This window comes from Thioclava sp. F28-4 (assembly GCF_002020045.1).
Taxonomy (GTDB): domain Bacteria; phylum Pseudomonadota; class Alphaproteobacteria; order Rhodobacterales; family Rhodobacteraceae; genus Thioclava; species Thioclava sediminum.
This window is the reverse complement of sequence record NZ_MPZQ01000002.1, coordinates 262,003-284,170: the sequence shown is the minus strand read 5'-3', so window position 1 is coordinate 284,170 and position 22,168 is coordinate 262,003. Positions and strand designations below refer to the sequence as shown.

Annotated in this window: 16 protein-coding genes; 10 read left to right on the top strand and 6 right to left on the bottom strand. The window is 63.9% G+C overall.

Annotation, left to right across the window (positions count from 1 at the left end; all coding sequences use genetic code 11):
- Positions 1 to 79 precede the first annotated feature (79 nt).
- A complete protein-coding gene (locus BMI87_RS06160) occupies positions 80 to 1,180 on the top strand; it encodes an ABC transporter ATP-binding protein (protein WP_078520290.1) in 1,101 nt (366 codons plus the stop codon).
- A gap of 4 nt (positions 1,181 to 1,184) precedes the next feature.
- Here the strand turns inward: BMI87_RS06160 and BMI87_RS06155 are convergent, their stop codons facing one another.
- Genes BMI87_RS06155 through ccmI form a run of 3 tightly spaced genes read right to left on the bottom strand, consistent with a single transcriptional unit; the run spans position 1,185 to position 3,471 of the window.
- Entirely contained in the window at positions 1,185 to 1,430 is a 246-nt protein-coding gene (locus tag BMI87_RS06155) for a DUF1289 domain-containing protein (protein WP_078520289.1), read from the bottom strand.
- On the bottom strand, positions 1,427 to 1,900 hold the full coding sequence (gene ruvX / locus BMI87_RS06150; RefSeq protein ID WP_078520288.1) for a Holliday junction resolvase RuvX: 474 nt from the start codon (positions 1,898 to 1,900) through the stop codon (positions 1,427 to 1,429). Before ruvX ends, BMI87_RS06155 begins: the two co-directional genes overlap by 4 nt.
- On the bottom strand, positions 1,897 to 3,471 hold the full coding sequence (ccmI, locus tag BMI87_RS06145; protein ID WP_078520287.1) for a c-type cytochrome biogenesis protein CcmI: 1,575 nt from the start codon (positions 3,469 to 3,471) through the stop codon (positions 1,897 to 1,899). Before ccmI ends, ruvX begins: the two co-directional genes overlap by 4 nt.
- Positions 3,472 to 3,663: 192 nt before the next feature.
- Here ccmI and BMI87_RS06140 point away from each other — a divergent pair, with 192 nt between their 5' ends.
- The 5 genes from BMI87_RS06140 to BMI87_RS06120 all read left to right on the top strand — a co-directional run bounded on the left by BMI87_RS06140 (position 3,664) and on the right by BMI87_RS06120 (position 9,331).
- Positions 3,664 to 4,908, top strand: coding sequence for a sarcosine oxidase subunit beta family protein (locus BMI87_RS06140; protein WP_078520286.1), 1,245 nt, complete (start codon positions 3,664 to 3,666; stop codon positions 4,906 to 4,908).
- A 70-nt stretch (positions 4,909 to 4,978) separates the two neighbouring features.
- Positions 4,979 to 5,302 (top strand): sarcosine oxidase subunit delta, encoded by a 324-nt coding sequence (locus tag BMI87_RS06135; RefSeq protein WP_078520285.1) that lies wholly within the window; start codon positions 4,979 to 4,981, stop codon positions 5,300 to 5,302.
- On the top strand, positions 5,299 to 8,253 hold the full coding sequence (locus tag BMI87_RS06130) for a sarcosine oxidase subunit alpha family protein (protein ID WP_078520284.1): 2,955 nt from the start codon (positions 5,299 to 5,301) through the stop codon (positions 8,251 to 8,253). The genes BMI87_RS06135 and BMI87_RS06130 overlap by 4 nt, the downstream gene beginning before the upstream one ends.
- Complete coding sequence (locus BMI87_RS06125) at positions 8,246 to 8,797, top strand: sarcosine oxidase subunit gamma (protein ID WP_078520283.1); 552 nt, start codon at positions 8,246 to 8,248, stop codon at positions 8,795 to 8,797. The genes BMI87_RS06130 and BMI87_RS06125 overlap by 8 nt, the downstream gene beginning before the upstream one ends.
- A 63-nt stretch (positions 8,798 to 8,860) precedes the next feature.
- Positions 8,861 to 9,331 (top strand): hypothetical protein, encoded by a 471-nt coding sequence (locus BMI87_RS06120; protein ID WP_078520282.1) that lies wholly within the window; start codon positions 8,861 to 8,863, stop codon positions 9,329 to 9,331.
- A 200-nt stretch (positions 9,332 to 9,531) separates the two neighbouring features.
- Here the strand turns inward: BMI87_RS06120 and BMI87_RS06115 are convergent, their stop codons facing one another.
- Together BMI87_RS06115 and BMI87_RS06110 are read right to left on the bottom strand one after the other, a co-directional pair.
- On the bottom strand, positions 9,532 to 11,121 hold the full coding sequence (locus tag BMI87_RS06115; protein ID WP_078520281.1) for a hypothetical protein: 1,590 nt from the start codon (positions 11,119 to 11,121) through the stop codon (positions 9,532 to 9,534).
- Positions 11,122 to 11,342: 221 nt separating this feature from the next.
- Positions 11,343 to 14,777, bottom strand: coding sequence for a pyruvate carboxylase (locus tag BMI87_RS06110; protein ID WP_078520280.1), 3,435 nt, complete (start codon positions 14,775 to 14,777; stop codon positions 11,343 to 11,345).
- Between the two features lie 190 nt (positions 14,778 to 14,967).
- Here BMI87_RS06110 and BMI87_RS06105 point away from each other — a divergent pair, with 190 nt between their 5' ends.
- Positions 14,968 to 16,416, top strand: coding sequence for a TrkH family potassium uptake protein (locus BMI87_RS06105; protein ID WP_078520279.1), 1,449 nt, complete (start codon positions 14,968 to 14,970; stop codon positions 16,414 to 16,416).
- Here BMI87_RS06105 and BMI87_RS06100 read toward each other — a convergent pair whose 3' ends face one another.
- Positions 16,417 to 18,345: a trypsin-like peptidase domain-containing protein gene (locus BMI87_RS06100; protein ID WP_078520278.1), complete on the bottom strand. Its 1,929-nt coding sequence runs from the start codon at positions 18,343 to 18,345 to the stop codon at positions 16,417 to 16,419. It abuts the gene before it with no gap.
- A 222-nt stretch (positions 18,346 to 18,567) separates the two neighbouring features.
- On the opposite strand from BMI87_RS06100, the gene BMI87_RS06095 reads away from it, so the two are divergent.
- Genes BMI87_RS06095 through glyS form a run of 3 tightly spaced genes read left to right on the top strand, consistent with a single transcriptional unit; the run spans position 18,568 to position 22,152 of the window.
- On the top strand, positions 18,568 to 19,515 hold the full coding sequence (locus BMI87_RS06095) for a glycine--tRNA ligase subunit alpha (protein ID WP_078520277.1): 948 nt from the start codon (positions 18,568 to 18,570) through the stop codon (positions 19,513 to 19,515).
- On the top strand, positions 19,512 to 19,988 hold the full coding sequence (locus tag BMI87_RS06090; RefSeq protein ID WP_078520276.1) for a DUF6446 family protein: 477 nt from the start codon (positions 19,512 to 19,514) through the stop codon (positions 19,986 to 19,988). The genes BMI87_RS06095 and BMI87_RS06090 overlap by 4 nt, the downstream gene beginning before the upstream one ends.
- 1 nt (position 19,989) lies before the next feature.
- A complete protein-coding gene (gene glyS / locus BMI87_RS06085; RefSeq protein ID WP_078520275.1) occupies positions 19,990 to 22,152 on the top strand; it encodes a glycine--tRNA ligase subunit beta in 2,163 nt (720 codons plus the stop codon).
- Positions 22,153 to 22,168 lie beyond the last annotated feature (16 nt).

The window sequence follows — 22,168 nt, the reverse complement described above, 5'->3', positions numbered from 1 at the left end:
TGCCGGGCTTGCTTGGGGGGCGGGGGGCTGCTATCTCCCGCCCTGCATTGCCTGACACTTTCGGTCGAGATTTCGCTGCATGAGCGCACAATTACCCCCTCCGCGCCTCGAAGTTCGCGCGCTTGGCCGCGTGTTCGACGGGCGGGCCGTCGTCGATGACGTGTCCTTCGCGATCCCTGCGGGGCAGGTGACCTGTCTGCTGGGCCCCTCGGGCTGCGGCAAGTCGACGACGCTGCGGCTGATCGCGGGCGTCGACATGCAGGATACGGGCGAGATCTACGTCGATGGCAAGCTGATCTGCGACACGGTGTTCCGCATCCCACCCGAGCAACGCGCGATCGGGCTGATGTTTCAGGACTTCGCGCTGTTTCCGCATCTGACGGTGGCCGAGAATATCGCCTTCGGTCTCAAGGGCGACGCGGCGGCAAAGCGCGCCCGCGTGACGGAACTGCTCGAGAAGGTGCGGCTCACGCGGCATCGCGACAGCTATCCGCACGGGCTTTCGGGCGGCGAGCAGCAGCGCGTGGCACTGGCCCGTGCGCTTGCGCCCCGGCCGCGTATCCTCTTGATGGACGAGCCTTTCTCGGGACTGGACGAGCGCCTGCGCGACGATATCCGCGACGAGACGCTGGCGCTTCTGAAAGAGGAAAACACCGCCGTTCTGCTGGTCACTCATGAGCCACATGAGGCGATGCGGATGGCCGATGAAATCCTGCTGATGCGCGGCGGGAAAATCGTGCAGCGCGGTGCGCCTTATAACCTTTACAACGCGCCGGTGGATCGGGCGGCGGCGGCGTTCTTCTCGGATGTGAACGTGCTCAAGGGGAAGGTGCAAGACGCGCTGACCGTGACACCCTTTGGCGATTTCCTGACGCCGGGCCATGCAGACGGGACCGAGATCGATATCGTGATCCGCCCGCAGCATCTGAAGATCGATTTCGACCGGGCCGGACGCGGCCCGGCCCCGACGCCGCAGGACGGCACGCCCGCGCGTGGCGTCGTCGAACGTGCCCGCTTCTTGGGCCGCGAAAGCCTCGTCGAGTTTCGGATGGATTTCGACGGCACGATCCTGCGCGCCAGCGTCCCTAACGTCTTCCTGCCGAAGCCCGGCACGCCGATGTGGTTGATGATCCGCCGCGATCGTTGCTTCGTCTTCCCGGCGAAAGAGGCCGGCGCTTAAGCGCTCAGCGGTCTTGCCGGCCCGCGCGTCCGCCCCGGCGTTTGCGCAGTTGCGGCGCGCGCTCGGGCAGCTCCGCCATCACTTCGCGGCGCGCCTCGGGCGTCATTCGCGACCATGCGCCGATTTCTTCCATCGTGCGGTAGCAGCCGATGCAGATCCGCGCCTCGGGGTGGATCTGGCAGAGCTTGACGCAGGGGCTCTCGATCTCGGCGCGTTTCCAGATGCCGTCGCTGTCGGAAGGATTGTTCATGCCGCCCCCAGATAGCGCAGCCGATCCAGCGCGCCTTGCAGGATGAAGCTCGCCGCGACGTGGTCGATCGCCTCGGCGCGTTTGGCGCGCGACATGTCGGCCTCCAGCATTGCGCGTTCGGCGGCGACCGTGCTCAGCCGCTCGTCCCAATAGCCGATCGGCAGATCGGTCAGACGGCTGAGGTTGCGGGCGAAGGCGCGGGTCGATTGGCAGCGCGCGCCCTCGGTCCCGTCCATGTTCTTCGGCAGGCCGAGGATCAGGCCCTTCAGCTCGCGCTCCGCCACGATCTTCAGAAGCGCCTCGGCATCGACACCGAATTTCTTGCGTTTGATCGTCGAGAGCGGCGTCGCGACCGAGCGCAGCCCGTCGGACACCGCGACGCCGATGGTCTTGGTGCCCAGATCTAGCCCCGCGACCCCGCCCATGCGGGGGATCGCTTCGGCGAACTCTTCGATCGTCTCGCAGATCATTCCGCCACACCTGCCGATTTCGCCGCCGCCTCGACCTGAGCCAGCGCGTCCGGATTGTCGGCCAGCGCCTTTTGCGCCTCGCCCCAGGCTTCCTTGGCGCGTGCATTCTCGCCCAGCGTCGCGAGCGACGAGATCACGCGCGCCCATTCCTGCGGCGTGCCGCCGTCGGTGGTCAGCCGGTCAAAGAGACCGTCGACCATGCCCTGGATCATCTGCTGGCGCTCCTCGGGCGTCATCGACTGCGCGTCCTTCATCTGCTGGGCGCTCGGGCCGGGGAGGGCCGGTGCCGCTTGCGGTGCGCTTTGCCCCGCCGAGGCGCCACCCATATCCTTGAGCGCCTGACCGGCGGGCGCCTGATGGGCCGCGTCGATCTTCGCCATGTCTTCCGGGCGCGAGCCGAATTTGCCCTTCGCTTCGCCATAGATCGCATCGGCGCGGTCGACCTCGCCGATCATGCGCAGCGAGGAGATGAGACGTGCCCAATCATCCGCGCTGCCGCCTTCCTGCGCGAGCCGGTCGTTCAGCCGCTCCACCATCGAGCGGATCATGTCCTGACGGGCCTCGGGCGACATATCCGCCGCAGCCGCGACGTCGGCCTGCGACGGGCCGGGCGCGCCGCGCGGTCTGGGCGGGGTGTAGTCCTTCTCGCCCGCGAGCCATGCCAGTTCCTCGATGTTCTGCCGCATCATCGGCACCCAGGGGTCGCTATTCTCCGAGTTGCGCAATGCGCTGTCCCAGAAGCGGAACGCACGGTCGGCACGCCCGTTCTGCAGCATCATCAGGCCGACATAATAGAGCGACAGCCCATTCTTCGGATCCATCGTCAGTGCGGTCGCGAAGACTTTCTCCGCCTCGGGGGTGATCATTCCGCCTGCCGCCACGGCCATCATGTCGCCCAGCTCGGCGTAATCCTGCGCCGTCGCAGAATCCCCCTTGGTCGCGACGAGACGCTGCTGCGCCTTCCATGCGGCATCGAAGTTGCCCAGAGTCGCCTCGTTGCGTGCCAGCAGTTCGAGACCTTTCGGATCGTTGGGCTTTTTCGCCACGGCTTCGCGCAGCTTCTTCATCAGTGCGAGGAATTGCGGATCCGGGTTGGATTGGGGGGCGGTCGCGCGGGCTTTTGCCATTTTCTCGGCTTCGGCCTGCGAGGGGCGGCTGTCATAAAGCTTGTCGGCATCCGCAAGACGCACGCCGATAGGCTGGTCCTCGTACCCGTCCTGCCCCACGTAATCGTAAAGCGCGAATGCCCCGCCGAAAATCACGACGACGCCGAGCACGACTGCGATGGTCGCCCCTTTCGGCGCGCGGCCCAGATCGGAGCCTGCCTGTGCCTTGCGGTCGGCCTCGAGCATCCGGCGCGAAATTTCCAGCTTCGCGCGGTCGGCTTCCTCGCGCGAGGTGACGCCGCGTTCGACGTCGCGCTCCAGATCGCGCAGCTGGTCGCGATAGACCTGCACGTCATACGAGGCCGCAGGGGCCATCTCGTCCTCGCCGCGCCCACGCAGCAGCGCAAGGGCGAACAAAAGCGCGATGACCGCAACGAGCGCGGCGGCGATAATCCAGAACAGCATGGCGTCTCCTCATCCTTCGTTCCCCATTTAGGCGAGATGACGCCGCGCCGAAAGGGTCTAGCGCGTGAATGGAACTCGATGTCGCAGGCCCATGTCGCTTTTTTCCCTGCGATGCCGCAACAGGGGGGCTTTCGTCCGCCGCCCCGGTCCATCACAAAGGCGAAAGAGTCGAGACTGCTCGGAGGCGCGCTCATGAAACGCTATTCGATGTTTGCCGTTGCACGTGAGGCGATGCGCTTCCATCGCGGCTGGGAGCGAGCCTGGCGCTCCCCCGAGCCGAAGAAACGCTACAAGGTCATCGTCGTTGGGGCGGGCGGGCATGGCCTCGCCACCGCCTATTACCTCGGCAAGGTGCATGGCATCACCGATGTCGCGGTGATCGAGAAAGGCTGGCTGGGCGGCGGCAATACGGGCCGCAACACCACGATCATCCGCTCGAACTACCTGCAGGACCCCTCGGCGGCGATCTACGAGAAAGCCCGCGCGCTTTACGAGGATCTGAGTCAGGATCTGAACTACAACGTGATGTTCTCGCCGCGCGGCCTTCTGATGCTGGGCCAGACCGAGCATGAGGTGCGCGGCTACAAGCGCACGGTGCACGCCAACCGCCTGCAGGGTATCGACACCGAATGGATCGGGCCGCAGCAGGTCAAGGATCTCGTGCCGATCATCAATATCGACGGGCCGCGCTACCCGGTGCTGGGCGCTTTGCTGCAAAAACGCGGCGGCACGGCACGGCACGATGCGGTGGCCTGGGGCTATGCGCGGGCCTGTTCCGATATGGGCATGGACATCATCCAGAAATGCGAAGTGACCGGTGTGCGCACCGAAGGCGGCAAGGTGCAGGGCATCTCGACCAGCAAGGGCGAGATCGACTGCGAACAGCTCGCCATCGTCGTCGCGGGGCACTCCTCGGTCATGGCCGAGATGGCGGGCTTCCGTCTGCCGATCGAGAGCGTGGCGCTGCAGGCTTGGGTCTCCGAGCCGATCAAACCCTGCATGGATGTGGTCGTGATGGCCAACACCGTGCACGGCTACATGTCGCAATCCGACAAGGGCGAGATGGTGATCGGCGGCGGCACGGACGGGTTCAACAACTATACCCAGCGCGGCTCGTGGCACCATGTCGAGGAAACCACCCGTGCGCTGGTCGAGACCTTCCCGATCATCTCGCGCCTCAAGATGCTGCGCCAGTGGGGCGGCATCGTGGACATGACCGGCGACCGCTCGCCCATCCTGTCGAAAACTCCGGTCGAGGGCATCTTCGTCAATTGCGGCTGGGGCACCGGCGGGTTCAAGGCGATCCCGGGCTCGGGCTATGGCATGGCCGAACTGATCGCGCGCGGCCACTCGCCGCTGACCGACCAATTCGGGCTCGACCGTTTCAAGGAAGGCCGCTTCATCGACGAAAGCGTCGCCGCAGGGGTGGCGCACTGATGAAGACGACCTCCCTTTCGATCTGCTTCAAATCCCTCCCGGCGCTCTCCAGTAAAGAGGTGCTTCCCAAATGCTGACCCTCACCTGTCCCTGCTGCGGCGTCATTGCCGAGGAAACCGAATTCGCCCCGGGCGGAGAGGCGCATCTCAAGCGCTTCGGGCCGGGCTCGTCGGATGACGAGTTCGAGGGCTACCTGTTCGCCCGCAAGAACCCGAAAGGCGTCCATTTCGAACGCTGGCGGCATGCCTATGGCTGCGGCAAGTGGTTCCTGGCTGCACGCGACACCAACACGCTCGAGGTTTTCGCCACCTACAAGGTGCAGACCACCGAGCCCCCCGCCGATGTGATCGCGAAGATCAAAGCGAAACGCCCCGACTGGGAGGGCTATAAATGAGCACGCGTCTTTCCAAGGGTGGTCGTCTGATCGACCGCGCGAAACCGCTCGCCTTCACCTTCAACGGCAAGCCGATGCGTGGCTTTGCGGGCGATACGCTGGCCTCGGCGCTCTTGGGTGGCGGTCAGGTCATGGTGGGCCGGTCGTTCAAATATCACCGTCCGCGCGGCATCGTGGCGTCCGGCGCGGAAGAGCCGAACGCGCTCGTCGGTCTGGGCCGTAACGCGCGGTTCGAGCCCGATCAGCGCACGACCACGACCGAGCTGTTCGAAGGCGCCGAGACCACGAGCCAGAACCACTGGCCGTCGCTCGACTTCGATATCGGTGAGATCAACAACACCTTCTACAAATTCCTGCCCGCGGGTTTCTACTACAAGACCTTCATGGCGCCGCGGGCTGCGTGGAAGCACCTGTTCGAGCCCATCATCCGCAAATCCGCAGGTCTTGGCGGTGTGCCGAAAGAGGCCGACCCGGATCGCTATGAACAGGTCTATGCCCATTGCGACGTGCTTGTCGTGGGCGGTGGCGTGGCGGGTCTTGCCGCGGCGCTGAAAGAAGGCCGCGCGGGCAAGCGGGTCTGGCTGATCGAGCAGACCCCGAACTGGGGCGGGCGTACGCCGGTCGATGGCGGTCAGATCGACGGTCACGACGCGCAGACCTGGATCGACAGCGCGCTGGTCGAACTGTCCTCGATGGAGAATGTCACGATGCGCACCCGCCTGATGGCGGCGGGTCTGCACGATCATGGCTATGTCATCGGCTACGAGAACCTCGCCGACACCACCCCCGGCGATGGCCGTCCGCGCCACCGTCTCTGGCGCATCCGTGCGGGGCACACGATCACCGCGACCGGCGCGATCGAGCGTCCGCTGGCCTTCGCGGGCAACGACGTGCCCGGCGTGATGCTGGCCTCGGCGGTGCGCGACTACATCGTGAACTGGGCGGTTTCGCCCGGCGATCGCACGGTGCTCGTGACCAACAATGACGACGCCTACCGCACGGCGCTCGCGATCCTCGATGCAGGTCTGACAGTCTCAGCCGTGGTCGATGCGCGCGAGGAAACCCATGGCGCGCTGCCCGAAGCCGTGAAGGCGCGCGGCGTGCGTGTCCTCGAAGGGCGCGGCATCGCGAAAGTACTGGGCCGCAAGGGCGTCTCCGGCGTCGAGATCTGCGCACAGGCAGGCGAGGGCGGTGCGGTCGAGATGATCGACTGTGATTGCGTCGCGATGTCGGGCGGCTGGTCGCCGGTCGTGCACCTGTGGTCCCATTGCGGCGGCAAGCTGACTTGGGACGATGCGCGCGCGATGTTCCGCCCCGATCCCAACCGTCCGCCGACCGGCGCGGATGGGACCGGCATGGCGACGGTCGTGGGGGCCGCCAATGGCGATCTGACGCTCTCCGAGGCGATGGGCGGTCTGGGCATCGGTGCCGCTTCCGAGGAAGAAGCGCCGCTCGCCCCGGTCTGGATGATGCCCGCAGGCGCGCCCGATGCGCTGCGCTTCAAGAGCTTCCTCGACTACCAGAACGACGTGAAAGTCTCCGACGTGCAAGTCGCCGCCCGCGAGGGCTACGAGTCGGTCGAACATACCAAGCGCTACACTACGCTCGGCATGGCGACCGATCAGGGGAAACTGAGCAATATCAACGGGCTCGCGATCCTCTCGGACGCGCTTGGCCAACCGATCCCGGCCACTGGCACGACCACCTTCCGCCCGCCCTACACGCCGATTTCGCTCGGCGCTGTGACGGCGGAGGCCAAGGGCGAGCTATTCCAGCCGCTGCGCCGCACTCCGATCCAGTCCTGGCACGAGGCCAAGGGCGCGCATTGGGAACCGGTCGGCCATTGGCGTCGCCCCTATTGCTACCCGAAATCCGGCGAGAGCCACCGCGACGCGGTCAATCGCGAGATCACCAATACCCGCAAGAATGTGGGCATGCTCGACGCCTCGACGCTGGGCAAGATCGTGGTGAAAGGGCCGGATGCGGGGAAATTCCTCGACATGCTCTACACGAACATGATGTCGACCCTGCCGGTGGGCAAATGCCGCTACGGGCTGATGTGCAACGAGAACGGCTTCCTGATGGATGACGGGGTCGTGGCGCGGCTCGACGAAGATACGTGGCTGTGCCACACGACCTCGGGCGGGGCCGATCACATCCACGGCTGGATGGAAGACTGGCTGCAATGCGAGTGGTGGGACTGGAAGGTCTATACCGCGAACCTGACCGAGCAATATGCGCAGATCGCCGTCGTCGGTCCGAAATCGCGCGAGCTGCTGGAACGCTTGGGCGGCATGGATGTCAGCAAGGAGACGCTGCCCTTCATGAAATGGACCGAGGGCAAGCTGGGCGCTTTCGACGCGCGCATCTTCCGGATCTCCTTCTCGGGCGAACTGAGCTACGAGATCTCGGTGCCCGCGAGCCAAGGCCTCGCGCTTTGGAAGGCGCTCATGGCCGAGGGCGAGGCGCTTGGCGTGATGCCCTACGGCACCGAGGCGCTGCACGTGATGCGCGCCGAGAAGGGCTTCATCATGATCGGCGACGAGACCGACGGCACGGTGATCCCGCAGGATCTGGGGTTGAACTGGGCGCTCTCGAAGAAGAAGACCGACTATCTGGGCAAGCGCGCGCAGGAGCGGTCCCACATGACCGACCCGAACCGCTGGAAGCTGGTCGGCCTCGAGACGCTCGACGGATCGGTCATCCCCGATGGCAGCCACGCGCCCGCCGATGGGTTCAACGCCAACGGTCAGCGCCACACGCAGGGCCGCGTCACCTCGACCTACTACTCGCCAACGATCGGCAAGGGGATCGCGATGGGGCTGGTGCTGAACGGGCCCGACCGTATGGGCGAGGTGATCGAGTTCACCGGCGAGGGCGAGGAAATGGTCAAGGCGCGGATCGTCGATCCGGTCTTCTACGATAAGGACGGGGAGAAGCAGAATGTCTGAGGCCGTCAGCGCCCTTTCGGGCCAGACCCACGAAGGTTTCGTCACCGTGTCCGAGGCCGGGCTGGTGGGCATGATCTCGATCCGCTCCGATCTGGAGGCCAAGGGGCTCGCTAAAGCGCTCAAGGCCGAGGGGCTTCCCGTCCCCGGCCCGCGCCGGATCGAAACCGCAAACGGGCGCTCGATCGCCTGGATGAGCCCGGATGAGCTGTTGCTGATCTGCGCTCATGACGAGGCCCCCGCGCTGACCGATCGGCTGGCCGAGGCGCTTGCGGCGGACCACGCGATGGTCGTCAACGTCTCCGACGCCCGCGCGATGTTTACCATTCGTGGGGACAAGGCGGATCAGGTGGTGATGAAGCTCTCGCCCGCCGATATCGCGACCCTGCCCGAAGGCGAGATCCGCCGCTCCCGCACAGCGCAAGTCGCAGCCGCGTTCTGGCGCTCCGGGGAAAGTGAAATCTCACTCATATCTTTCCGCTCTGTTGCCGGCTATGTTATGGGACTGCTTGAAGTTTCCGCCCGCGAGGGCAGCGATCTCTTTTAACATCCGGGCGTTGGTCTTGCATTAATCGGGCCGCTTCGTGCCCGATTAATTTGTCGAGGCCATATGTTCCGTCCATTTCTTTTCGCAGCTTTCGTCGTCTTTTCCGCTGGCCCGGTGCTGGCAAATCCCGAGCAGCCGAAGCTGCCGCGCGGGACGCAGGTGATGCGTTGCACCTTCGAGACCGGCCATCTGTCGAATTCGACACCCGGCGAGGTCGATCTGCTGAAAATCCCGGGCGGGGAATGGAAGGTCTACGACACGTTCCTCCATCATTTCGACTTGCCGTTGCAGCCGGTGCAGGTGCTTGTCGACAATCCAAAGCGCACGACGTTTGGCTGGAAGGTCGACAGGCTCAAGACCAAGCGCAACTACTACACCCCGCGCGTCGAGTTTCGCGTGACCCGTTTGAAGGCCAGCGGTAAGGCCTCGATCGCGGTGTGCCCGCGAGGCTATCGGTCTGAGACGGCTTGGGGCTCCTGCGACCCGATCCATGCGATCCGAGCCGGGGCAGGGGGCGCGGCCTCTTCGTCGTAGAATTCTGACAAGACATCGCAATCAGAGGCGGGCGCCCCTGAGCGTCCGTCATCTGTCGAACGCGCAGAGGGTGTTTGGCGGCACGTCTGGCCATTGCCGACCTCTGGATGCGCGCGGACACGTTTTGCGACGCCGCGAGACGGAAGTTCAGCCCTCTACGGTGACCCTCGTCCCTCGAGCTTCATGCGCGAGCTCGTCGCTCAGGGCACAAGGACGTCCTCGGACGCCGCCAAATCTGGGTGCTGCGTCCTGAGTGCGACGCGCGTTTCGCTGGCTTTGCGGCGCGCGGCTGTCAGCTCCGCCATCGCCTGTTGGTCGTCGATGCGCCCGAGATCGGCGCCGCCGAATTCATAATCGAACGGGACGTCGTGAAGCTCAGGATCAACCTGGAAAATAATATCGTTAACTGCAAAGCTGTTTTTGCGATAACCCTCTTCGATTGAAAGAGACAGGGATATCAGATGTCGACTGTTGAAGGGCGACATGAAGAAGTTTCGCGTAAGTGCCGGGAAAATGAGCCCGATTGTCGAGCTGTAGTATATTTCGAGGAACATGAGATCGACTTGGCGCTTCGCAGCGTTTTCGGGAAGCGTTTCGACCCAGTTCTGATACTCGGGAAGAAACGTCCTGTATGTCTTGCGGTCGAACGCTTTGCCCGGAACGATCAGCAGGCGTTTGACTTGCCAGCGTAGGTTATTTCTTCCGTCCTCGCCCAGCTTGTCGATGAACACGGCACGCAACAAGTCGGTTTGGTGGCCGCGCAGGATCACCATCCTATCCTCGAGGCATTCATGCAGCCCGTGAGCGACTTCTCGGGTCAGCTTTTTCTTGAACCCGAGCGCGGCATGGAATTCGGCTTCGAACCGCGAAACATCCTCTTCAGAGACCTTGATATTCCGCTTGTCGTGGATTTCATGGTCGACCTGCAGGACCTTCGCGAGTGTTCCAGCGATCGTTGCGTCGATCCTGCTCGCGTAATTATGGATATGGGTGAAAAATTGGTCGAAGCCCGCGAGGTTCGTGCGCGATATCGAAGCGAGCAAGCGGCTATCCTGCCCTCCCGATAACGGGAGCGCGGTTTTGAAATTGGCGTTGATCTCTCCGATAACCTTCGAGGTTCGTTGAATTATTTCTCCGTAAATATCGTCATGCGATCGATCTGTCGTGAAATCCTCGTCGCGCGGCCAAAAGCGAGTTTCGGAAAAGTCATTGAGATCGAGATAGAAATTCGGATTACCGCGACGGACATCCTTATCGTAAGTGTGGAACAGGCTGTAATTGCCTTCGCCGCGCTCGATGAGAGAATGGTCGTATAGCGGATGGGGTGTCGTATCGCGCTCGATGCAAAGGGCAAGGCTCGACGCGACCTGTCGCTCTTCACGGTCATAGACCATGCCATTCATACCGACTGCGTCACTGTAAAATCGCTTTGAATCGCCTTTGGCAATAAATACATTATACCGACCGGAAACGTAAAAGAGCCAGTCTTCGAAATCCTCAAAGAAGCTATCGCGATCCAAATCGAGTGACGGGATTTTATGGGTGCCCTTCACCAAGGTCTCGTTATCGACTCCGATACCGATGAAAAGGCCGATCGCACGGCCCTTGGCATCTTCCAGCTTCGAAACGCATACTCCGTCGCCGACACGAAGGTGCCAGCCGCCGAAACTGTAACGCTTCAGGATCGTGTCCGTAATCTCACGTTGTGTCAGGAGATATTGCCAGCGCGAAATTTTCTCGAAATTGATGCCTGCTTTCGCGCAGTCGGACTCCGCTCTAATCGTCGTCATTCACAAATCTTTCTGAAAATTATGAATAGATTAAGATGCTGATAAAAATCGTTACGATCCTATAATCCCGGACGGTCTTGTCAATGTTGCCCGTAGGGCGGTCGACAAGAAACAGGGGCCTCCGTGTTCCCAATGACGTTCTGGACCTGATCTTTCCAACAAATAAAAACGCGCGCCGGGGGCGGGGCCTCGGCGCGCGTTTTTGTTTTGGGGATCGCGGATTACTCCAGTTCGACCAGCAGATCCTTCGCGTCGATCTGGGCGCCCGGCGAGACATGGATCGCCTTCACCGTGGCTTCGCGGTCGGAATGAATGCCGGTCTCCATCTTCATCGCTTCGATGGTCAGGAGCATATCGCCCGGCTTCACCTTCTGGCCGACATTGACCGCGATCGAGGCGATCGAGCCCGGCATCGGCGCGCCGATATGGTTCGGGTTGCCCGCCTCGGCCTTCGGTTTCGCCGCCGTCGTCGCCTTCACCGCGCGGTTGGGGACGCGTACGGCGCGGGGCTGGCCGTTGAGTTCGAAATAGACCTTCACCTCGCCTAGCTCGTCGGTCTCGCCGGTGGTGAGATAGCGGATTTCCAGCGTCTTGCCGGGGTCGATCTCGGCGGAGATCTCGTCTTGCGGCTCCATCCCGTAGAAGAAGACCGGGGTGGGCAGGGTGCGCACCGGGCCATAGGCTTCGTGGCGGCTCGCGTAATCGGTGAAGACCTTGGGATACATCAGGTAGCCCGCGAGATCCTCATTGTCGATTTCGCGCCCGTCGAGCTGCTCGGAGACCTCCTTGCGGGCGGCTTCCAGATCGACCGGGGGCAGGTTCTTGCCCGGGCGCTCGGTCGAGGGAGCCTCGCCCTTGAGCACCTTCGCCACGATCCCCTCGGGCCAGCCACCGGGCGGTTGGCCGAGATTGCCGCGCATCATGTCGATGACCGAATCCGGGAAGGAGACATCCTTGGCCGGGTCGAGCACGTCTTCCTTCGACAGGCCCTGCGCGACCATCATCAGCGCCATGTCGCCCACGACTTTCGAGGACGGCGTGACCTTCACGATATCGCCGAAGATCTGGTTGGCGTCGGCATAGGCCTGCGCCACCTCGTGCCAGCGCTCTTCCAGCCCCAGCGAGCGCGCCTGCGCCTTGAGGTTGGTGAACTGGCCGCCGGGCATCTCGTGCAGATAGACCTCGGAAGCCGGGGCTTCGAGGCCGCTCTCGAAGGCCGCATATTGGTGGCGCACGGCCTCCCAATAGTTCGACATCATGCGGATCGCGTGGATATCGAGGCCGGTATCGCGCTCGGTATGGGCCAGCGCCTCCACGATCGAGCCGAGGCAGGGCTGCGAAGTGCCGCCCGAGAAGGCGTCCATCGCCGCATCCACCGCATCGACGCCCGCATCTGCCGCCGCGAGAATGGTCGCGCCCGCGATTCCGCTCGTGTCATGGGTGTGGAAGTGGATCGGGATATCGACCTCTTCCTTCAGCGCCGCGATCAGCTTGCGGGCGGCGGCGGGTTTCAGCAGGCCCGCCATGTCCTTGAGACCCAGCACATGCGCGCCCGCGGCCTCCAGCTCTTTTGCCATCCCGATATAGTATTTCAGGTCATATTTGGCGCGGTCCGGATCGAGGATATCGCCGGTGTAGCAGATCGTGCCTTCGCAGATCTTGCCGCTTTCGATAACCGCATCCATCGCGACGCGCATGTTCTCGACCCAGTTCAGCGAGTCGAAGACGCGGAACACGTCGACGCCGCTCTCCGCGGCCTGCTTAACGAAGAATTGCACCACGTTGTCGGGGTAGTTCGTGTAGCCCACGCCGTTCGAGGCGCGCAGCAGCATCTGCGTCAGGATGTTAGGCATCTCCTCGCGAATGTCGCGCAGGCGCTGCCACGGGCATTCCTGCAAGAAGCGGTAAGCCACGTCGAAGGTCGCGCCGCCCCAGCATTCGACCGAGAACAGATCGCTGAGGTTCGAGGCATAGGCGGGGGCTGCCTTGATCATGTCGATCGAGCGCATCCGGGTCGCGAGCAGCGACTGGTGGCCATCGCGCATCGTGGTGTCGGTCAGCAGAAGTTTCTTCTGCGTCTTCATCCAGTCGGCGACCGCTTTCGCGCCTTCCTTCTCCAGCAGGTTCCGGCTGCCCGGTTTTGCCTCATCCCTGAAGGCGGGCAAGCGCGGCGGTTTCGCCTCCGCATGGGGTTTGTTGCGGCCCGCGGTCTCGGGGTGACCGTTCACGGTGATATCCGCGATATAGGTCAGGATCTTGGTGCCCCGGTCGCGGCGCTGCTTGAAGTCGAACAGCTCCGGCGTCGTGTCGATGAACTTCGTCGTGTAGCTCATGTCGAGGAAGGTCGGGTGCTTGAGCAGGTTGATGACGAAGTCGATATTCGTGCTCACGCCGCGGATACGGAATTCGCGCAGGGCGCGGTCCATCCGGCGGATCGCCTGATCGGGATCCTGCGCCCAGGCGGTGACCTTCACCAGAAGCGAGTCGTAATAGCGGGTGATGACGCCGCCCGCATAGGCGGTGCCGCCATCGAGGCGGATGCCGTTACCGGTCGCCGAGCGATAGGCGGTCAGGCGGCCGTAATCGGGGATGAAGTTGTTTTGCGGGTCTTCGGTGGTCACACGGCATTGGAGCGCGTGGCCCGACAGTTCGATCTCGTCCTGAGATTTCGCGCGGGTGGCTTCGGCCAGCGTCGCGCCCTCGGCGATCTTGATCTGGGCCTGCACGATGTCGATGCCGGTGACCTCTTCGGTCACGGTATGCTCGACCTGAACGCGCGGGTTGACCTCGATGAAGTAGAACTTGTCCGAGTCCATATCCATCAGGAATTCGACCGTGCCGGCACATTCATAGCCGACCGCCTGACCGATCTTCAGCGCGAGCTGGCAGACCTCTTCGCGCTGCTCGTCCGAGAGATAGGGGGCAGGGGCGCGTTCGACGACCTTCTGGTTGCGGCGCTGCACGGTGCAGTCGCGCTCGTAGAGGTGATAGAGATTGCCATGCGTGTCGCCCAGCAGCTGCACCTCGACGTGGCGCGCGCGGATGATCATCTTCTCGAGATAGCCCTCGCCATTGCCGAAGGCGGCTTCGGCTTCGCGACGTCCCTCGCGGACCTTCTCGACCAGTTCCTCCTCGCCAAGGATCGGGCGCATGCCGCGCCCGCCGCCGCCCCAGCTGGCTTTCAGCATCAGCGGGTAGCCGATCTCTGCGGCCTCTTTCTTGATCGCGTCGAAATCCTCGCCCAGCACCTCGGTCGCGGGGATGACCGGCACACCGGCCTTGATCGCCACGCGACGCGCCGAGGCCTTGTCGCCAAGCGCGCGCATCGTTTCGGCCTTCGGACCGATGAAGGTGATGCCGGCGGCGTCGCAGGCTTCGACGAAATCGGGGTTTTCCGAGAGCAGGCCATAGCCCGGGTGGATCGCATCGGCACCGCTTTCCTTGGCGACGCGGATGATCTCTTCGATGGAGAGATAGGCGCCGACGGGCGAAAGGCCCTCGCCAATGCGGTACGCTTCATCGGCCTTGAAACGGTGCAGGCCCAACTTGTCCTCTTCGGCATAGACGGCGACCGTCTTTTTGCCGAGCTCGTTGGCGGCGCGCATCACTCGGATGGCGATCTCGCCACGGTTGGCCACGAGGATCTTGTTGAACATAGCGTTCTCCCTATTGTCGAAAGTGGCGCTACGGTAGCGTTGCCGCGCCGCAGCGCAAGGGCCTACCTGCAAAGTTGGGCAAATTTACTGACCAAACCGCTCGGGTTTGCAAAGTCACGCTACGCGACCACAGGCCTGTCCCGGCCCGTCTGGGATTGACTAGACCGGCGCTCTGGGCAAGGTGGGGCGCATGATCGATCTGCGCCCGGTTGGATATATCATCGGAATGCTGACATCCGTGCTGGGGCTGACGATGCTTATCCCGGCGGCGGTGGATTTGGGTTATGGCGCAGCGCATTGGCTGGTCTTCGTCGAAAGCGCGGTGCTGACGACGACGGCGGGCGCGCTGCTGGCGCTGGCCTCGCGCGACGGGTTGGCTCGGACGCTGTCGATCCATCAAAGCTTTCTTCTGACCTCGCTCGTCTGGCTGACGCTGCCCTTCTTCGGGGCGCTGCCTTTCATGCTGGGCGTGCCGCATCTGTCGCTGGTCGATGCCTATTTCGAGGCGATGTCGGGGCTGACCACGACGGGGACCACCGCGATCCCGCATCTCGACGGGTTGCCGCCGGGGGTGAACCTCTGGCGCGGGCTGCTGCAATGGCTGGGCGGTCTGGGGATCATCATCGTCGCGATGATCTTCCTGCCGGTGATGAAGGTCGGCGGGATGCAGTTCTTCCGCTCGGAAGGGTTTGATACGCTTGGGAAAATCCTGCCGCGTGCGATGGACATCTCGACCGCGCTGATCCGCATCTATGTCGGGCTGACCATCGCCTGCGCGCTGACCTATCTCGGCCTCGGGATGAAGGGGTTCGACGCGATCATGCATGCGCTCACCACGATGAGCACGGGCGGGTTTTCCAATTACGACGCCAGCTTCGCCACCTATAAGGGCGCGCCGGAATACGCGGCTTCGGTCTTCATGGCGCTGGCGGCGATGCCGTTCATCCGCTTCGTGCAGGTGATGCGCGGCGACACGATGCCGCTCTGGCGCGACCCGCAGGTGCGCGCCTTCCTGCGCTGGATGGGCTATGCGATCGCGATCATCGTGCTTTACCGCATGATCCGCCACGAGGCGTCCTTCTGGCCGACGCTGCGCGAGGTGACGTTCAACGTGGTCTCGACCTTCACCGGCACGGGCTATGCCTCGGAGGACGTGACCCAATGGGGGCATCTGGCCTTCACGATCCTGCTGATTTCCGGGCTGATCGGGGGCTGCACGGCCTCCACCGCCTGTTCGGTCAAGGTGTTCCGCTACCTGATCCTTCTCGAGGCGATCAAGGCGCAGATCCAGCGGCTCTACTCGCCGCACCGTCTGCTGAAGGTGCAATATGACGGCCGCCCGGTCGAGGATAGCGTGGTCAACTCGGTGATGGCCTTCTTCTCGCTGTTCATCCTGATTTTCGGGATGCTGATCATCGCGCTGACCTTCACCGGCCTCGGGACGGAGACGGCGATGACCGCCGCCTGGACTTCGATCGCCAATATCGGCCCCGCATGGGGGCCGGAGATCACCGCGAACGGCTCGGTCGCGGATTTCCCGGACAGCGCGAAATGGCTGATGAGCGCGGCAATGTGCCTCGGGCGGCTCGAACTGATGAGCGTGCTCGTGCTGTTGCTGCCGCGCTTCTGGCGCGGCTGATCACTTCCAGCAGGAAATCTGCACCACCATCCCGTCCGCGATCTGCTGCAGGTCTTCGGGGTCTCGATTGGCCGAGATGCCTGCGGCCTTCGGGGTGAAACCGTTGTCCGACAGGCCCGGCGCCATCGCCTTCGCCTGCAGCGCAACGGTCAGGTTGTCGGGCAGCACGCGGTTGGCATTGTCATTCGAAGGCAGCAACATCCCCACGACCGCGCCGGAGCCGTCGAGAACCGGCCCGCCCACGTCGCCCGCGCGGGTCTGCGCCTCGATCCGGGCCTGACTGTCTTGCCCTTCCAGCCCCTTGAGGGCGGAGAGCGTGCCGAAATTGAGCACCGGCGCGGAGAGCGCTTCGGGATAGGAGAAGCCCGCCACCGCAACCTTGCTCCCGGCCATCGGGGCATCGGGGTTGAACTTCGCGACTTCCTTCGGCGCCAGCGTGTCTTTCGGGGTCAGGACCGCATAGCCCTTGGCGCCGCCGTCGAAGCTGAGCGAGGCGGGGTGATCCTCGATGGTGATCCGCCCGCATTGGTCGAGCCCCTCGGCGGCGGTCAACACATGGCCATCGGCATCGATAAAGAAGCCCGAGCGCGAGAAGATCGGCGCGCGTTTCTCGATCCCCGCCATCAGGGCGGCCCGCGTCACCGACATCGGCTGGCCGAGCGTCGCGTCGAGCGACGAGGTGCCGATGGGCGTGAAGCTCTTTTTCATCGCGTCGAGCACGCGGGCCCGGCGCGTGTCGTCCCCGGCGGGCCAAACCAGCGTGAAGCCCTTGATCTGCCCGCGCGAGAGTTCCGCATGGGTGTAGGACTGCACAGCAGTGTTCTGGCCTTCGATGGTGAAGCTGTTGCCGCGAATGTTGCGCTCGCCTCCCGTCGGCACGATTTCGAGCGTCTGCATCGCGTCATAAAGACCACGCAGCCGCGCGGCGTCGCCGGGCTGGGAAATCAGCAGAACCTGCACGCCGCTGCCATCCTTGGGCGCGTAATTCACGAAGGGCGCATTGTAGCGGTCGAATTTCACCAGCCCCATCGGCAGGTCGATCCGGATGCCGGCCTGATCTTCGGTCACGGTCTGCAGCCCCAGCGCCGCGCGCTCGGAGGCGACCTTGTCCAGAAGCGCCGCCTGCTGGGTCGAGGACAGTACGCCGGTCGGCTCGTAATCGTTCTTCATCTGCCAGTCGGCGATCGAATTGCGGGTGCCGCGGCCGAAAATTCCGTCGATCGCGCCCTGATAGCTGCCTTCCCATTCCAGAGCGGTCTGGATGTCGCGCTTGGTCTGCGGATCGAGTGCGGCCTCCAACCGGCGCGAGTCCCGTAGCGTCTCGACCGGTTCGGGCGCGGGCGTGACCTCCTGCGGGGCAGGGGTGTCGGCTGTGGTTGTGGTGTCGGGGTTCACCGGCTCAGGCGCGGTGGCGGTGTCTTGCGCAGCGGTGTCCGGGGGCGTGGTCTGATCGCCCGTTTGCGCGGTCGCATCCGGCCCGTCCAGAGGCTCCACGTCGATCGGGGCGGGCATCGGCGCGCCGCGCACGTCGCTTTGCGTGTCGGCTTGCGGGGCGGGCTGTTGGGGCGCCTGCGGGGGGGCGTTCAGGGTCGCGCCGACCGGCCAGAATTGCTGGCGGAAGTTGTTGCCATCGGCCACGAAACTGTCGCGCGGGATCAGCCCCTCGCGGCGCAGAACCCGGCGGCGCGCATTCGCCTCGGCATCATCGGCAAAGGGGCCAAGCGCGATCGCATACCAGCCGGAATCGAGCCGAAAACCGGTCGTGTCGGGGAACATGCCTGCCCAGTCGCGGGCGCGCGCTTCGGCTTGGGCGAGCGAGCTTTTCGCCTCGATCTGCACCCAGACTTCGGCCCAGGCCGTGCCGGTCCAGATCATGCCGGTGAGGCTGGCTCCGACGACGATCGAAACTGTCCGTGAAATTGCCCGCATTGCTGCCCCCGTAAAATATGCTTTTCCCCCGACCTTAGCGAAACGCGGGCGGAGGTCACCCCCCAAACGCCCTCTTTTGAGTCATGAAATCCGCCGTTGTGGGGCGGGGGCCGCAGCATTGCATGTTGAGTTGCGCAGATCGTCCGCCCTAATCCTTGCAGGGCGTTGACGCCCCCGCGCCCCTTGCCTAGAGAGAAGGCGCTTCAACGGAAGGTGCGAAATATGGCAAACCCGGACGCCCCGAAATCCTTTCAGGAAATCATCCTGCGCCTGATGAGCTATTGGGCCTCGAAAGGCTGCGCGGTGATGCAGCCTTATGACATGGAAGTGGGGGCAGGCACCTTCCACCCGGCGACGACGCTGCGCGCGCTTGGCTCCAAGCCGTGGGCGGCCGCCTATGTCCAGCCCTCACGCCGTCCGACCGATGGCCGCTATGGCGAGAACCCGAACCGCCTGCAGCACTACTATCAGTATCAGGTGCTCATCAAACCGAGCCCGCCGGACCTACAGGAGCTGTATCTCGGCTCGCTCCGCGCGATCGGGATCGATACCGAACTGCACGATATCCGCTTCGTGGAAGACGACTGGGAAAGCCCGACGCTCGGCGCGTGGGGGCTTGGCTGGGAGGTCTGGTGCGACGGTATGGAAGTCAGCCAGTTCACCTATTTCCAGCAGGTCGGCGGCCATGACTGCAAGCCGGTCTCGGGCGAGCTGACCTACGGGCTCGAGCGTCTGGCGATGTATGTGCTGGGCATCGATCACGTCATGGACATGCCCTATAACGACCCCTCCGCGCCGATCGCGTTGAAATACGGCGACGTGTTCCGCCAGACCGAGCAGGAATATTCGCGCTGGAATTTCGACGTGGCAGATACCGAGACGCTGCTGCGCCATTTCGAGGATGCCGAGGCCGAATGCGAACGTATCCTCGCCTCGCCCGAGGCGGACGATGCGGGTCGCAAGATCATCATGGCGCATCCCGCATACGACCAGTGCATCAAGGCGTCGCATCTCTTTAACCTGCTCGACGCGCGCGGCGTGATCTCGGTCACCGAGCGTCAGGCCTATATCGGCCGCGTTCGTGCGCTGGCCAAGGCCTGCGCCGACGCTTTCGTGCAGACCGAAGCGGGCGGGGCGGCCACGAATGAAGCCAACGAGGCTGTCGCGTGAATGGTAAGCTCATCGGAGGCGGCATCGTGGTAATCGCGCTCGTCTTCGGCGCGGTGGTCTATTATTCGCAGGAATACGGTTATTACGACGAGATCGCGCCGGGCTCCGACGCGGCGAAAGTGTCGCTGATGGAGCTGGACGGCACGACGCAGGACCAGCTGCAGGCCGAAGGCTACAAAGGGATCGACGCGGACAGCTCGCCCCTGCGCTACCGGGCCTGCTTCGACACCGATCTGTCGATTGCAACGGCGACCGAGACCTATGAGGTCTACGACCGACCGACCCCTCTGATCGGCCCGAAATGGTTCGACTGCTATGATGCGAAAACCATCGGCGCGGACCTCGAGGCAGGCCGCGCGGTGGCCTTCCTGTCGCAACACAATATCCACCCCGGCGTTGACCGCGTCGTGGCTCTTTATCCCGATGGCCGGGCCTATGTCTGGCACCAACTGAACGACGAAGCGGAGAAATGACATGCCCGATCTTCTGATTGAACTGTTCTCCGAAGAAATCCCCGCGCGGATGCAGCCCAAGGCTCGCGAGGATCTGAAGAAACTGATCACCGATGGCGTCGTCGAGGCGGGTCTGACCTATGCCTCCGCCGGCGCTTTCTCGACCCCGCGCCGCCTGACGCTGACCGTAGAGGGGCTGACCGCGAATTCGCCGACCCTGCGCGAAGAGCGCAAGGGCCCGCGCACCGACGCGCCCGAGAAGGCGATCGAGGGCTTCCTGCGCTCGACCGGGCTGAGCATGGATCAGCTTGAGGCGCGCGACGACAAGAAGGGGCAGGTCTATTTCGCCGTGATCGAAAAGCCGGGCCGCCCCGCGACCGAGATCGTGGCCGAGGTGCTGGAGAAAACGATCCGCAACTTCCCCTGGCCGAAATCGATGCGCTGGGGCGAGGGTTCGCTGCGCTGGGTCCGCCCGCTGCATTCGATCCTCGCGATCCTGACCGACGAGGCCGGCGCGACCGTCGTGCCGCTCGACGTGGACGGCATTAAGGCCGGCGACACCACGCGCGGTCACCGCTTCATGGCGCCCGATGTGTTTCAGGTCTCGGGCTACGAGAGCTACGCCAAGCAGTTGAAGGCCGCCAAGGTGATGCTCGACCCCAATGAGCGTGCCGAGGCGATCGACCACGATGCCGCGCAGATGGCCTTCGCCAAGGGCTGGGAAGTGGTGCCGGACAAGGGTCTGCTGGCCGAGGTCTCGGGCCTCGTCGAATGGCCCGTCACCCTGATGGGCGAAATCGACGGCGAGTTCCTCGACCTGCCGCCCGAGGTGCTGCAGACCTCGATGAAAGAGCATCAGAAATTCTTCTCGGTGAAGAACCCCAAGACCGCCCGGATCGAAGGCTTCGTGACCGTCGCCAACCGCGAGACCGCCGATCACGGCGCGACCATCCTCGCGGGCAACCAGAAAGTGCTCTCGGCGCGTCTGTCGGACGCCAAGTTCTTCTGGGAAAACGACCTGCGCACCGTTCAGGCCCACGGTCTGGAAGGCATGGGCGCGGGGCTCGACGCCGTGACCTTCCACAACAAGCTGGGCTCGCAGGGCGACCGCATCCGCCGGATCGAAAACCTCGCGCGCGAAATCGCGCCCTTGGTCGGCGCCAAGCCGGACCTCGCCGCCGAGGCCGCCCGCGTCGCCAAATCCGATCTGCGCTCGGAAATGGTCTATGAATTCCCGGAACTGCAGGGCGTGATGGGCCGCTATTACGCGCAAAAGGCGGGGCTGTCGGAGGCCGTCGCCGATGCTTGCCGCGACCATTACGCGCCGCTGGGCCCGTCCGATGCGGTGCCGTCCGAGCCCGTCTCGGTCGCAGTCGCGCTCGCCGACAAGATCGACACGCTGACCGGCTTCTGGGCGATCGACGAGAAGCCGACTGGCTCGAAGGACCCCTTCGCGCTGCGTCGCGCGGCGCTGGGCGTGATACGGTTGATCTCGGCGAATGGCCTGCGGATGTCGCTTAAAGCAATTTTCGCGGCAGGAATTACCGCAGTCGACAAGGACCGAGAAAAAATGAAAGTGGGAGATATGGCGAATATCGGGGACACGCCGAGTATCGCCGGAATTGGCGCGCCCGCTCCCACTGACCGGTCAAATGAAGTCGCCGACCTCATGTCCTTCTTCCACGACCGCCTCAAGGTCCACCTGCGCGACGCAGGCATCCGTCACGACGTGATCGACGCCGTGCTCGCCATGCCGGGCAGCGACGATCTCACCCTCGTCGTCAAACGGGCCGAGGCGCTGTCGGACTTCTTCAAGACCGACGATGGCGAGAACCTGATTCAGGGTTTCAAGCGCGCGAATAACATCCTCACGCAGGCCGAGGAAAAGGACGGCGTGGAATACAGCTTCGGCGCCGATCCGAAATTCGCGGAGACGGACGAGGAAAAGGCCCTCTTCGCCGCGCTCGACGCAGCCGAAGCCAAGATCGCCCCGGCGATGGCAGACGAAGATTTCGCCGCCGCCATGTCCGCCATGGCCGACCTGCGCGCGCCGATCGACGCTTTCTTCGAGGCGGTGCAGATCAACGCCGACAACCCGATCTTGCGGCGCAACCGTCTGAACCTGCTTTCGCGCATCCGGCAAATCTGTCTCGATGTGGCCGACCTCACCAAGATCGAAGGCTGATCCTTCCCCTTGGTGT